Raw genomic sequence first — 12862 nt, 5'->3', positions numbered from 1 at the left:
AACTTTAGAATATTGAGCGAAACTATGAAAAACCAAGTGCAATTGATCACCTATGCCGATCGCCTGACAGGAAATGGCTTAACACAATTAAAGCAACTACTTGATGAATCGTTTTGTGGGTTGTTTTCAGGTGTACATATCTTGCCATTTTACTATCCGATTGATGGCAGTGATGCGGGGTTCGATCCGATTGACCATACGCAGGTTGATAGCCGCTTGGGGACTTGGCAGACTCTGTCTGAAATTGGACAAAGCTACGAGGTGATGGCGGATTTAATCGTCAATCATGTGTCGGGTCAGTCGAATGAATTTCAAGATGTATTGCAAAATGGTCGTCACTCGTCTTATTGGTCGATGTTTTTAAAAGAAACAGATGTGTTTCCAAATGGGATAACACCCGCCCAAGCTGACATGATCTTTAGGCCTAGACCAACAAGCTGCTTTTCGCCTAAAAAGTTGGCAACGGGGGAGGTGGTAAACTTTTGGACCACTTTTACTGATAATCAAATCGATATTAATGTAGAGACCGATTCAGGTAAAAGTTATTTAGATGATGTGCTCAACTTGTTTGCAAAAAGTGGCGTAAAGATTATTCGTCTTGATGCCGCTGGCTTTGCCATAAAGCGTGCCGGGACAAGCTGTTTTATGACGGATGAAACGTTTGTATTTATTAAACAGCTGGCGGAACAAGCGCACGCATTAGGGATGGAGACTATTGCAGAGATCCACAGTCACTATCAAACTCAAATAGCGATAGCGAAAAAAGTAGATAGGGTATACGACTTTGCGCTGCCACCACTAATTTTACACACCTTGTTTAATCAAAATGTCGATGCATTGGTGTCGTGGTTAAATATTTCGCCGCGTAACTGTTTAACAGTGCTTGATACGCATGACGGCATTGGCATTGTAGATGCGGGTCCCGAAGGGGGTAAACCAGGCTTGTTAAATGCCAGCGAAGTGGATAGCTTAGTGCAAACCATTCATGCAAATAGTCATGGAGAGAGCTTAAAAGCTACAGGGTCCGCAGCGAGCAATGTGGATCTTTATCAAGTCAATTGTACGTATTACGATGCACTGGGTAGAGACGATTTAGCATATTTAACTGCCCGCGCGATCCAGTTCTTTTCGCCCGGTGTGCCGCAAGTTTATTATGGTGGTTTGCTAGCACTCAATAACGACATGACCCTACTGGAACAAACTCAAGTTGGCAGAGATATTAACCGTAGCTATTTATCTTTAGAACAAGTACATAAACACCTAGGCAAACCAGTTGTGAAAGGACTGTGTAAGCTTATCAAATTGCGTAATAGCAGCGCGGCGTTTAACGGTGAGTTCTCAGTGCAAGGGGCTCAGAGTAGCCTGACTATGAAGTGGCAGAACATAGATGACTTCGCCAGTTTAGAGGTTGATTTATCCAAGCGCGTAGCTTTGCTTACCACAGGTGATACACACCAAGCACAGACGATTGACCTGGCTGACTTACTCAACTAATTGTGTAATCAGCAAGTGTAGAATAGTTAGGTGGATTGGCCGACCTTTAATTCAAACGGCAAAATTAATTGCTGTTTTTGTTTACTCATAAAAAGCTCAGCGGCGCGTTGCCCTTTGGCTTCGCTGTTTTGATGAATCGTGGTGATAGCTGGGTTGAATAACTGCGCTTCGTCAATCCCATCAAAGCCAACTATTTTTAACTCTTCGGGCACTTTGATACCTTGCTCAAGTGCCTCTCTTGCCGCAGCTAGAGCTATCAAATCACTCATACACAGCAATACATTAGGGCGTGGTTGTACGTTGAGCGCCTCTTTGGCTGCGATGCGCGCCCATCGCTCGCTACTTTCTGGGATATTCCAAGTTTTATCATCAGATAAAGCGATATGTGACTCTTGTAACGCTTGTCTGAATCCAGCTAAGCGTTGGTGAGCAATCGAGGTATTGAGTTTTGGTAGATGGTGGTCATACACGCGACAGATTAAATCTGTATCTAATAATCGCAGCCCCAAAATAGCAACGTTTGCTTGCGTGGCAGCGTCATGGAAGGCAGCAAGTGCTTGTTTAGACACCTCATAGGCAGCCTGATAGTTGTCGATATTGACGCTAGCTTGGCCTTTGAGTTCAAAATCGACAGCAACCACTTCTTTATTAAGCGCTTCAAGGTGGTCAATAAGCTTGGCGTTTCGCGGTCTGCCGTAACATATAAAGCCATCAACAAAATCTACGATGTTGTTGACATTGTCCGCACCGCCAGAGAAAAGCAATAAATTGATACCTTGGGGTTCCAGCTCTTTAGCCACGCCACGCATAAAGCTACTGGCGACTGGATCTGACACCATATATTCCACACTATCGGGTAGCACGAGCGCGACGATATTAAATGTACCTTTTCTTAAAGAGCGCGCCGCCTGATTAGGACCAAAATAACCAAGTTCATGACATGCTGATAAGATCTCTTCCCTTTTTTGTTTGGACAACTGATCGGGCCGATTGAACGCGTTTGATACGGTTGCGTTTGATACACCCAGTTGTGCGGCAATGCTTTTTAAGGTCCACTTTTTTGCTGTCATTGTACCTGGCTACTTAGTTTTGTTGCGAGTTTACATCAACCTATGAGCTTACTTGAAGTGTTAACTAAAACACAGAGCATTTATCAAATGACTGATCTTTTGTTGTGCTGGCGCTACTTTTTCCATCGCGAGGAATTCATCGGGTTGGTGTGCTTGCTCTATGCAACCTGGTCCCATGACGATGGTTTCACACCCTAGCTGTTGAATAAATGGCGCTTCGGTACAGTAGTTAACGGCCACAGCTTGTGTATTTGATACTTGCTCTGCCAATTTTACCAAGGCACTGTCGGTGCTGCCACTAAACGCTGGGATCGGGTCGTGCAGGTCAATAACTTCAACGCTGTTGGGGTATTGCGCATTAACAGGCGCCACAGCTTCCAGCAGTAACATTTGTAGCTCTTTGATGCTCAGCCCAGGCAGAGGGCGCAAATCAATATGTAACTCACAGCAGCCACAAATACGATTGGCGTTGTCGCCGCCATGGATGTGTCCCAGATTCAATGTCGGATACGGAATAGCAAAATCCGAAAGTGAATATTTATTCTTTAATTGTTCTTTTAGCTGCAATAATTTTGCAATTACCATATGCATGACTTCAATTGCATTTAAACCGCGCTCAGGATCGGAGCTATGGCCCGAGCGGCCAAGAATACGAATAGCACTACTCATATGGCCCTTGTGGGTGTATACCGGGGTCATATCTGTCGGCTCACCTATGATACAACGCGCGGGCTTTAAATCGGGATGTTTAGCGATTTGTTGTGCACCAGCCATCGTGGTTTCTTCGTCAGCAGTGGCTAAGATTAATAATGGCTCTGTTTGTTTCACACCTTGCTCATCAAGTGTTTTGATGGCATCTAACACAAATGCAAAAAAACCTTTCATATCGATTGAGCCTAACCCGTAAAGTCGATTGTCATGTTGCTTTAACTGAAATGGGTCAAAGTTCCAGCGACTATCATCAAACGGCACGGTATCAGTATGGCCTGCCAGCATTAAGCCTCCTTCGCCTGTACCGCGCTTAGCGAGTAAGTTGAATTTACCGGGCGCACTTTTCAGCTCGGTGATCTCTACCGTAAAGCCAAGGGCTTCACACCAACCAGCTAGCAGCTCTATTACAGGGCGGTTGCTCATATTAAGGGACTCGTCCAATGCGCTGACTGATGGATTGGCGATGAGCTGTTGATACATATCTAAAAAAGTCGGGGTTGCCATAAAAAATCCAAAATATTTATTCAAAGTGTTTGCATAACAATTTAAAGGTGTTTAGTATGAATATCAATTCACTTTTTTAGCATAAATATTTTAGAGGCTGACATGCGACGATACTCATTCACTATTTAATTTCATTTTGACCTGTAAACGCAATACAAATAAGAGACCCCGAATAAAAATGATGAATGTGAACAAGAAAGTAGTGATAGTCGGCGCAAGCGGATACAGCGGTGCGGAGCTTGCCAGCCTTATAGCCAAACACCCCAACTTCTCCCTGTCGGGTTGTTACGTGTCAGAGCAAAGCTTGGATAAGAACAAGTCATTGAGCCAGTTGTATCCAGAGCATGGAGTTTTGCTCGACACGCCCTTACTGCCTTTAACCGAACACGCTTTTTTAGATATCAATGAGCAAGCGGATTTCGTTTGCTTGTGTACTGATCATCAAGTGAGTGTTGAACTGGCCCCTAAGTTTTTAGCGATGGGTAAAAAGGTATTTGACCTATCTGGCGGTTACCGCTTAGCGAGCAGCGCTGATTATGAACAATATTATGGCTTTAGCCACCCTTATCCACATTGGCTAGAGCAGGCCGAATATGGTTTAGCTGAATGGAATGCTCAAGCAATCAGTCAGGCGCAATTGGTCGCAGTTGCTGGATGTTATCCAACGGCGGCACTGAATGCGTTAAAACCTCTGAAGCAAGCTGATCTGCTAGCGGATCAACAAGTGATCATTAATGCGGTCTCAGGCGTGACGGGAGCGGGTAGAAAGGCCAGTTTAAATACTCATTTTTGCGAAGTATCTTTGGCACCTTATGGCTTGTTCAAGCATCGTCATACGCCAGAGATCAGTCAATACCTTGGCCATGATGTGCTGTTTACCCCACACTTGGGTAATTTTGCACGGGGTATCTTAGAGACTATTTATATTCAACTTAAACCCGAAGTAACACCGCCACAAGTCGATGAGGCATATCAGGTACTAGCGGATGAACCGCTGATCCGGCTCAAAGGGGCGCAATTGCCTTCAATAAAAAGTGTTGCTGGGCAACCATTTGTGGACATCGGTTGGCAACAACAGGGGCAGCAACTCATCGTTGTGGTGGCAATTGATAACTTGCTCAAAGGAGCAGCGGGTCAAGCGCTGCAATGCATGAACTTAGCCTGTGCGCTTAATAGCGAACAGGGCTTAAAAGGAGCATGGTAATGCAAACTTGGGTGATCAAGATTGGCGGCGCAGTACTGGATACTGAAGACGCAGCACAGTCGCTATTTTTAGAGCTTGCGAAACTCATTCACAGCGATACATCTAAGCAATTTGTGTTGGTTCATGGTGGCGGCTCATTGGTGGATCGCTGGTTGAATGATGCGGGGTTTGCTACGGCAAAACATCAGGGCCTGCGGATTAGTCCAAAAGAACAAATGCCCTACATTGTTGGCGCGCTTGCAGGGTGTGCCAACAAGCAACTGATGGCACATGCCATCAATGCGAACTTATCGCCAGTGGGGTGCTGTTTATATGAAGCGGGTTTGATGGCTAAGCAAAAGCTCAAAGCACTGGGTCAAGTGGGGGAGTGTACGACGCATGACAAGAGCATTTTGAACACCTTGCTGGCGCTTGGTCGTATTCCTTTAGTGAGCTCAGTGGGGCTTGGTGAAGATGGGCAGCTCTATAACGTTAACGCAGATGAAGCGGCCGCTGCCATTGCCAGCCAACTCAACGCAGAACTCATTTTTATGACGGATGTGGAAGCCGTATTGGATGCTAATAAGCAGCCATTGCATCAATTAGGTAAGTCACAAATAGAGGAATTAATAGCAACAGGAGTGATAGTGGGCGGAATGGAGGTCAAAGTAAAGACCAGCCTTCGCGCAGCCCAACACTTACGACGTGGAGTGTATATCTCAAGCTGGCAAAAGCCAGAAAACTTGGGCGCTCTCGTTGATGGGGCGCACATCGGAACCAAAATCACTCCATAGGATTTGCACATGTTACAACATTTTTTAACCGGACTTGAGTTTGATAAGGCACAGATTCTCAAGTTACTTAAACTAGCACAAAATATTAAAAGTCAGCCGAAAGAGTACGCACAGGCGTTAGCCGGCCTATCAATCGTCACTTTGTATGAAAAACCAAGTTTGCGTACACGTTTATCGTTTGATATTGGCATTAACAAACTAGGTGGTCATGCCGTTTATTTAGACCAACAAAATGGTGCTATTGGTAGCCGAGAGTCGGTGCAAGACTTCGCTTTGAATATCTCAGCTTGGGCAGACGCTATTGTTGCTCGGGTAAATCATCACAGCACCCTTACGACTTTGTCAGAGCATGCATCGATTCCGGTGGTAAATAGTTTGTGTGATTTATATCACCCTTGCCAGGCATTGGCTGACTTTTTAACGCTACAAGAAGTACATGGTGATGTAAGTCAGTTGAAATTGGCTTATCTAGGTGAGGGCAATAATGTAACGCACTCTTTGATGTTGCTGGCTGCTACATTAGGTACTGACTTTGTGGCAGTGTGTCCAAAGGGGCATTCACCAGATGCACAAATCGTTAAGCAAGCCGAACAAATCGCTGCTGCCAATGGCGCGTCTGTAATGATCAGCGACAGAATAGAGGCTGCTGCAGGCGCTAACGCATTGTATGCAGATACTTGGGTATCTATGGGCAACAATACGTCGCTTGAGCAAGTGAAACAAACATTTATGCCCTATCAAATCAATCAGGCTTTATTAAAACAAACCGGTGCAAGCACCGTTTTGCACTGCCAACCTGCACACAGAGAGTATGAGATCACCTCTGAGGTAATGGACGGCAAAAATTCAAAAATAATTCAACAAGCACAAAACCGCATGCATGCCCAGAATGCTTTGCTGGTATCACTGTTAAATCCAAATTACGTGTAAGGATGTAAAGCAAATGAGCGAAATAAAAAAAGTTGTATTGGCCTACTCGGGTGGTTTAGATACATCGGCAATTGTGCCTTGGTTAAAAGAAAACTACGGCTGTGAAGTTGTAGCGTTTGTAGCGGATGTTGGCCAAGGTGAAGAAGAGCTTGCTGGTGTTGAAGAAAAAGCCATTGCCTCTGGTGCATCTGAATGTCATATCGTGGATTTAAAAGAGCAGCTGGTCAGTGATTATATCTATCCAACGCTGAAAACAGGTGCCATCTATGAAGGCACTTATTTGCTGGGCACGTCAATGGCGCGTCCTATCATTGCCAAGGCACAGGTTGAGGTAGCCCGCAAAGTCGGTGCCGATGCGTTATCGCACGGCTGTACGGGTAAGGGGAACGATCAGGTTCGCTTTGAATCTTGCTTTGCTGCGCTGGCACCGGATCTAAAAGTGGTTGCGCCATGGCGTGAATGGAATCTATCAAGCCGTGAATCACTATTGGAGTATTTGGCTGAGCGTAATATTCCATGTTCAGCATCAGCGACCAAGATTTACAGCCGTGACGCCAATGCATGGCATATTTCACACGAAGGGGGTGAGCTTGAAAACCCATGGAACCAACCAAGCGAACAGGTTTGGACTTGGACGGTATCGCCAGAGCAAGCGCCAGACAAGGCTGAGTTTGTTTCAGTGCGTGTTGAGCAAGGTCGCGTTGTGGCGGTTAATGGTGAGCGATACAGTCCGTATCAATGTTTGGTGCAGCTAAACCAGATTGCCTCTGCGCATGGCGTGGGTCGTGTTGATATCGTTGAAAACCGTCTAGTGGGTATGAAGTCTCGCGGCTGTTATGAAACGCCTGGGGGCACCGTGATCATGGCGGCGCTACAAGCAATTGACGAGTTGGTTTTAGATAAATCAAGCCGTAAGTGGAAAGAGACTTTGGCCAGTGAATTTGCACATCTTGTATATGACGGTCGTTGGTTTACACCGCTGAAAGACTCAATTTTAGCAGGTGCTGAGGCATTGTCTGAGGTAGCCACAGGTGATGTGGTTTTAAAATTGTACAAAGGGCAAGTGAGCGCGGTACAAAAGCAATCCGTGAACAGTTTATACAGTGAGGACTTTGCAACGTTTGGTGAAGATGATGTTTACGATCAATCACATGCCGAAGGGTTTATTCGTTTATTCTCGCTATCCAGTCGGATAGCTGCATTAAACAAAAAGTCGTAATACAGAGCGTTAGGAGAAACATTATGGCGTTATGGGGCGGGCGTTTTTCATCGGGTCCGGATGCGGCATTCAAGCAATTTAATGACTCTTTGCCTTTTGATTATCAATTGGCAGAGCAGGATATCGTCGGCTCCATTGCGTGGGCTGGCGCACTTTTACAGGTGAATGTACTCGATGAAGAGGAGCATCAAGAGTTGGTTGCTGCGCTGAATGCGTTGTTAGAGAACGTGCAGCAAGATTTAAGTGCGGTTGCAAATGCTGGGTATGAGGATATTCATTCGTATGTGGAAACAAAGCTTATCGAGCAAGTAGGCGATTTAGCTAAAAAACTCCATACGGGGCGCAGTCGAAACGATCAAGTAGCCACCGATTTTAGACTGTGGAGCCGTCAATGTGCCGAGCAGTTACTGGCGGCATTAGGATCTTTAAAATCGGCCTTTGTCAATTTAGCAGAGCGTGAACTCGGCACGATTTTGCCGGGCTATACGCATTTACAGCGTGCACAACCCGTGCTGTTTAGTCATTGGTGTATGGCTTATGTTGAAATGCTTGAGCGGGATGAATCTCGTCTACAAGATGCGCTCATTCGTTTAAATGTCTGTCCGCTTGGTAGTGGTGCATTAGCGGGCACCGCTTATCCAATAGATAGAGAGACATTGGCGACCAATTTAGGGTTCAGCCACGCCAGTCGTAACAGTTTGGACGCGGTTTCAGACAGAGACTTTGTGGTTGAGCTACTCAGTTGTGCCAGTATTTCTATGATGCATTTGTCGCGTTTTGCAGAAGACCTAATATTTTATAATTCGGGTGAAGCGGCGTTTATTGAGCTGGCAGACAATGTTACTTCTGGTTCTTCGTTAATGCCACAAAAGAAAAACCCCGATGCGCTGGAGTTAATCCGTGGTAAAACAGGGCGTGTTTTTGGCGCATTTAGCGCCATGATGATGACCTTAAAAGCGCTACCTCTGGCATACAATAAAGATATGCAAGAGGATAAAGAGGGCTTGTTTGATGCTATGCCAACTTGGCTTGCTTGTATTCACATGGCAGAAGCTTGTATCAAAGGTCTAAAGGTAAATGCTCAGACGACTCGTAAGGCGGCGCAAGGTGGACATGCCAATGCCACTGAGTTGGCAGATTACTTGGTTGCTAAAGGGATCCCATTTAGAGAAGGGCATCACATTGTTGGGCAACTGGTGCAAATTGCCATTGCTGAGGGCAAAAATTTAGAAGACCTCACCTTGGAGACATTCCAACAGGTTTGCGCTGTAATAAGCGACGATGTATATCCTGTATTGGAATTGGATGCTGGGATTGCCGCTCGTCAGGCGCTGGGCGGTACATCGGTCACACAAGTTGAACTAGCCGTACGCGCGGCGAAAAAAAAACAGCAGATCCTAGTTAGAGACGCTAATTTAGACGATGTAGACGCGATTGCTGGGCTGATTCAGCATTGGGCCAAAGTCGGCGAAAACTTGCCGCGAGCAAAAAGCGATATGATCCACTCAATCAATGAGTTCGCCGTAACTGTAGTGGATGGCAAGATCACCGGGTGCGCCTCGCTTTACATTTATGATACCGGCTTAGCTGAAATCCGCTCTTTAGGCGTTGACCCACAAACGCCAGTTAAAGGCCAAGGTATGCAGTTGGTACAGTATTTACTGGTAAAAGCACGCAAATTGGCGCTTAACAGAGTAATTGTCCTAACACGAGTGCCAGGGTTCTTCACTAAACAGGGCTTTAGTTACTGTACTAAAGACACTCTCCCTGAAAAAGTGATGAAGGATTGTGATTTATGTTTACGTAAAGACCATTGTGATGAAGTGGCAATGGAATTCCTATTAAAGGCGGCAAAAGGTGCGGTGATCCCGTGTAAGTTTGTTGCCTAAACTCCCTGAAAAACCATAAAAGGCGTCTGGTTGATCCCAGTCGCCCTTTTATTATTTACCCTCACCTGTTGTTTATCCTCTTTTTTTGTCAATTAGGCGCTCGAAGTGATGGTGTCAAAAATAGTGGCTTGGTATTTGCTTCAAATAGCACTCTATATGTAACTAAAAAGTTAATATTGTATTATCTAAAAATGATAGTTAAATGAGGTAAATATGAAACTACTAAAAACAACAATAGCGAGTAAAAAACGCTCAAGCTTAAATGGTAATTCTGGTCAAGCGACAGTGCTTTCTGCTAAGGTATTAGCAAATAAAGAATTACTCATGCAAGTGAGTGGCGCGCGTGGCGCAGGTGTCATAGTTGAAAGTTACGATTAAGACATCGAGAGGTTTAAAGAGGTTGAATTTTGTTTGGTGAGCTAAGTTTACATTTTGACACGATTATCCTGTTAGGTTTAATACTGGCGTTTGTATTTAACCTTAGCTTTCGCTATCTCAATATAGTTAAAAGTGACTCATTAGTGGTCACCGCTGGCATTATTGCAACCTCTTACTTTATATCTAACCACTTTTTTAAAGAAATACTAGCATCAACATACCCTTATTTGGTGTTTTTTATCAGCGATTTATTAACAGTGTGTGCGATTGTATTGCTGCATAAATTACTCTCGCTGAAGCCATCAAGAGCTTATTGGTATGTCATATTCGGTTTATCAATGAACGGTTTATTATTCATAGCCATGCACACCGACAGATTTATTTTGGAAAATAGTGAGCCGTGGTGGTTTTGGACTGTTTATAGTGTTTCAATTAATTTCTTTGATTTGATGATGGTAGCTGTGTTGATTTTAAATCGCGACCTCTTATTACTAGGAAGTTTATGGAACAAAGTGAAAGCACTTACTAAAGTGTCAGGCGTGTTAAATACCAAGTAGAATCACAAACAAAGTTTTAGAGCCTCTAAAGCTGGACGAATTGATGGTATTTATATAGCTGGCTCATAAAACTTTCGGACACCTTGATAGTTATTTCATTGTTCAGCAACAAAGATTACCTGAGGCTTGTTACAATAAGCCAAAATCTGAAAGCTAATTAAGGCGGCAAAGATAAAAAGTTGAGTAAAGCATCCTAATGGAGCTTTACTCTTTGATATTAAAACTGATACTCCCAGCTTAGCTTAGCTGCGCTTTGTGTTTGTTTATCTTCATTGCTATTGGTGTCTCGCCACACGGATACGCCGGCTTTTAACAGACCGCTAAATAAGCCTTGTTGGTAACCAAGCTCTAGCAATTTACGTTCGATATTTAAAGCTTCAAAATCTATGAGTTTGAGCTTGGCAAACCCGCCATAGCCACCAGTTTGGTAGTAGTCACTAGCTAAGGTGAGACTTTTAGCTTGTGGTCCAATAGCCGCGCCTAGCCACTGGTCGCGCTCAGTATATTGTGAGCCCCCTTCAGAGGCTTGAAAGTTACACTGAAAGTTCACCTCAAGGGCCTGACAATTGGTGGTGTTGTCGCTGAGCTCGAGATAACTCTTCAGACGATAATCCGCATCCCCCATAAAATGTTCAATACCCACTGTATAAGTAGTCTTCGCAGGTAATATGCCATGATCGTTGTTACCTGCAATTTCCGCATAAACCGAAATAGGCTGGCCGCCAATGAGCCTTGAATATTTAACATCGATACCTGCTACTCTTTGTTTGGCAGTTGGTAGCTCTGCGTTTAATGGTAATTCAAGCACAAAATCACTGGCGGTGGCACTCAATGCCAGCTCTAATCCTCGAACAGGCGTGCTGGACAGGCGAATTCCCCAAAACTCACCATCGCGTTTATCGTTAAGGCTGGGCTTTTGTTTTGCCGCCAATGCGGTGATTTGCCATGGCCCAATGAAGGATAACCAGCTGGGGCCGTCGTAATTGCTATTAGCACGGCTAATACGTGCTGCGGTCATAGGGGCCGCGTTGTTTGAAAGTAGCAAGGCGTTCTCGTTGGCAGGGCCCCACCAGTAGTTGAGTCGCTCAGCACTGAATGACCAGTTGCCCAATAAGATGGCAAGGTGGCTACCATAATGGTTAATTTGCTTACCATCGAGTGCTTCATCAGCATAGTTTACTTGTACCTTGGCACTAACATGCTTACCTGTCATGATGCCATAAGTTGAGATGCCTGACTTCGCAGCCTGACGCTCACCAAAACCGTCTTGTAAGGTTGCTTCATCGTCATAGTATGCAGTTACGCTGGAATATCGAGCGCGTTTGGCTTGAGTCAGGGCGTGGCGTAGGTGTGTAAGTGCAAATTGTGCATTATGAGCAACTTGCTTTTGTTCTATTTTATCCAAATCTTGAATTAGGCCTTGCCATAGCAAAGGGTATTGATTGACAGGGCGGTTAATTAAACCAGCACTGACCAGCATATCTATGGAATGTTTTAACTCGCTTTCATTGGTGTTTATCCAAGGGCTCGCGAAACTGCTAATGCTCGTAGCGGCAAGTAAGACTGTACTAAGGCGTGTTAATTTCATCCGTGTAATTTTTCCTGTAAAGCTTTTGCAACAAGTGGATGGACAAATTCACTCACATCACCTTTGTGTAGAGCGACTTCTTTTACCAACGTAGAAGAAATGAATGAATTGCGCTCAGACGGGGTTAAAAATACGCTTTCTAAGTCTGGGTTTAGGCGTCGGTTCATATTGGCAAGTTGGAACTCGTAGTCAAAATCTGACACTGCGCGAATGCCCCTGATCAACACATTAGCTTTATATTGCTTAGCTAGGTCAACCAGCAGACCAGAGAATCCAATCACTTTTACGTTTTTGTGTTCAGCAAGTACTTTTTCCGCCAAAGCAACCCGTTCTTCCAAAGAAAAACAAGGCTTTTTGTTTGGGTTGTGTGCAATGGCAAGTAGTACCACATCAAACATTTTTGCGGCTCGTTTGATTAAATCGGCATGGCCATTGGTTAATGGATCAAAAGTACCTGGATATAAAGCTGTGACTTTCATAACACGATATCGTCAATAAAATTTGGCATATGGTAGCAATGTTTTACAGATATTTCACTGGTCTGC

General features: G+C 44.6%; 12 protein-coding genes. 8 read left to right on the top strand and 4 right to left on the bottom strand.

The annotated features are described in order from the left end of the window. The first annotated feature begins 24 nt into the window (after positions 1 to 24). A complete protein-coding gene (gene gtfA / locus BET10_RS14095; protein ID WP_070986239.1) occupies positions 25 to 1494 on the top strand; it encodes a sucrose phosphorylase in 1470 nt (489 codons plus the stop codon). 26 nt (positions 1495 to 1520) lie between these two features. Here gtfA and BET10_RS14090 read toward each other — a convergent pair whose 3' ends face one another. Then, positions 1521 to 2564 carry a LacI family DNA-binding transcriptional regulator gene (locus BET10_RS14090; RefSeq protein ID WP_070986238.1) on the bottom strand — a complete coding sequence of 348 codons (1044 nt, stop codon included), beginning with the start codon at positions 2562 to 2564 and terminating at the stop codon, positions 1521 to 1523. Between the two features lie 60 nt (positions 2565 to 2624). Next, entirely contained in the window at positions 2625 to 3779 is a 1155-nt protein-coding gene (argE, locus tag BET10_RS14085) for an acetylornithine deacetylase (RefSeq protein WP_070986237.1), read from the bottom strand. 178 nt (positions 3780 to 3957) lie between these two features. Here argE and argC point away from each other — a divergent pair, with 178 nt between their 5' ends. The 7 genes from argC (at position 3958) to BET10_RS14055 (ending at position 10729) form a co-directional block, all read left to right on the top strand. Next, complete coding sequence (gene argC, locus BET10_RS14080; protein ID WP_070986236.1) at positions 3958 to 4983, top strand: N-acetyl-gamma-glutamyl-phosphate reductase; 1026 nt, start codon at positions 3958 to 3960, stop codon at positions 4981 to 4983. Continuing rightward, the gene (gene argB / locus BET10_RS14075; RefSeq protein ID WP_070986235.1) at positions 4977 to 5756 is read left to right on the top strand and encodes an acetylglutamate kinase; all 780 of its coding nucleotides are present in this window, start codon (positions 4977 to 4979) and stop codon (positions 5754 to 5756) included. The genes argC and argB overlap by 7 nt, the downstream gene beginning before the upstream one ends. Positions 5757 to 5765: 9 nt before the next feature. Beyond that, positions 5766 to 6686, top strand: coding sequence for an ornithine carbamoyltransferase (locus BET10_RS14070; RefSeq protein WP_070986234.1), 921 nt, complete (start codon positions 5766 to 5768; stop codon positions 6684 to 6686). Between the two features lie 13 nt (positions 6687 to 6699). Continuing rightward, on the top strand, positions 6700 to 7905 hold the full coding sequence (locus BET10_RS14065; RefSeq protein ID WP_070986233.1) for an argininosuccinate synthase: 1206 nt from the start codon (positions 6700 to 6702) through the stop codon (positions 7903 to 7905). Positions 7906 to 7928: 23 nt separating this feature from the next. Then, positions 7929 to 9794 carry an argininosuccinate lyase gene (gene argH / locus BET10_RS14060; protein WP_070986232.1) on the top strand — a complete coding sequence of 622 codons (1866 nt, stop codon included), beginning with the start codon at positions 7929 to 7931 and terminating at the stop codon, positions 9792 to 9794. A 213-nt stretch (positions 9795 to 10007) separates the two neighbouring features. Then, positions 10008 to 10172: a hypothetical protein gene (locus BET10_RS21520; RefSeq protein WP_170829162.1), complete on the top strand. Its 165-nt coding sequence runs from the start codon at positions 10008 to 10010 to the stop codon at positions 10170 to 10172. Positions 10173 to 10201: 29 nt separating this feature from the next. Next, positions 10202 to 10729, top strand: a complete 528-nt coding sequence (locus tag BET10_RS14055) for a hypothetical protein (RefSeq protein WP_070986231.1) — start codon at positions 10202 to 10204, stop codon at positions 10727 to 10729. 217 nt (positions 10730 to 10946) lie between these two features. Here the strand turns inward: BET10_RS14055 and BET10_RS14050 are convergent, their stop codons facing one another. Continuing rightward, positions 10947 to 12317: a capsule assembly Wzi family protein gene (locus BET10_RS14050; RefSeq protein WP_070986230.1), complete on the bottom strand. Its 1371-nt coding sequence runs from the start codon at positions 12315 to 12317 to the stop codon at positions 10947 to 10949. Beyond that, complete coding sequence (coaD, locus tag BET10_RS14045) at positions 12314 to 12796, bottom strand: pantetheine-phosphate adenylyltransferase (RefSeq protein WP_070986229.1); 483 nt, start codon at positions 12794 to 12796, stop codon at positions 12314 to 12316. Before coaD ends, BET10_RS14050 begins: the two co-directional genes overlap by 4 nt. Positions 12797 to 12862: the final 66 nt, after the last annotated feature.

The organism is Pseudoalteromonas amylolytica (assembly GCF_001854605.1).
GTDB classification, from domain to species: Bacteria; Pseudomonadota; Gammaproteobacteria; order Enterobacterales; family Alteromonadaceae; genus Pseudoalteromonas; species Pseudoalteromonas amylolytica.
The sequence above is the reverse complement of the archived record's forward strand: the minus strand, read 5'-3'. Positions and strand labels throughout refer to the sequence as shown.

Coding starts and splice junctions, on each gene's coding strand:
- gtfA (WP_070986239.1), top strand. CDS start 25: ATGAAAAACCAAGTGCAATTGATCACCTATGCCGATCGCCTGACAGGA.
- BET10_RS14090 (WP_070986238.1), bottom strand. CDS start 2,564: ATGACAGCAAAAAAGTGGACCTTAAAAAGCATTGCCGCACAACTGGGT.
- argE (WP_070986237.1), bottom strand. CDS start 3,779: ATGGCAACCCCGACTTTTTTAGATATGTATCAACAGCTCATCGCCAAT.
- argC (WP_070986236.1), top strand. CDS start 3,958: ATGATGAATGTGAACAAGAAAGTAGTGATAGTCGGCGCAAGCGGATAC.
- argB (WP_070986235.1), top strand. CDS start 4,977: ATGGTAATGCAAACTTGGGTGATCAAGATTGGCGGCGCAGTACTGGAT.
- BET10_RS14070 (WP_070986234.1), top strand. CDS start 5,766: ATGTTACAACATTTTTTAACCGGACTTGAGTTTGATAAGGCACAGATT.
- BET10_RS14065 (WP_070986233.1), top strand. CDS start 6,700: ATGAGCGAAATAAAAAAAGTTGTATTGGCCTACTCGGGTGGTTTAGAT.
- argH (WP_070986232.1), top strand. CDS start 7,929: ATGGCGTTATGGGGCGGGCGTTTTTCATCGGGTCCGGATGCGGCATTC.
- BET10_RS21520 (WP_170829162.1), top strand. CDS start 10,008: ATGAAACTACTAAAAACAACAATAGCGAGTAAAAAACGCTCAAGCTTA.
- BET10_RS14050 (WP_070986230.1), bottom strand. CDS start 12,317: ATGAAATTAACACGCCTTAGTACAGTCTTACTTGCCGCTACGAGCATT.
- coaD (WP_070986229.1), bottom strand. CDS start 12,796: ATGAAAGTCACAGCTTTATATCCAGGTACTTTTGATCCATTAACCAAT.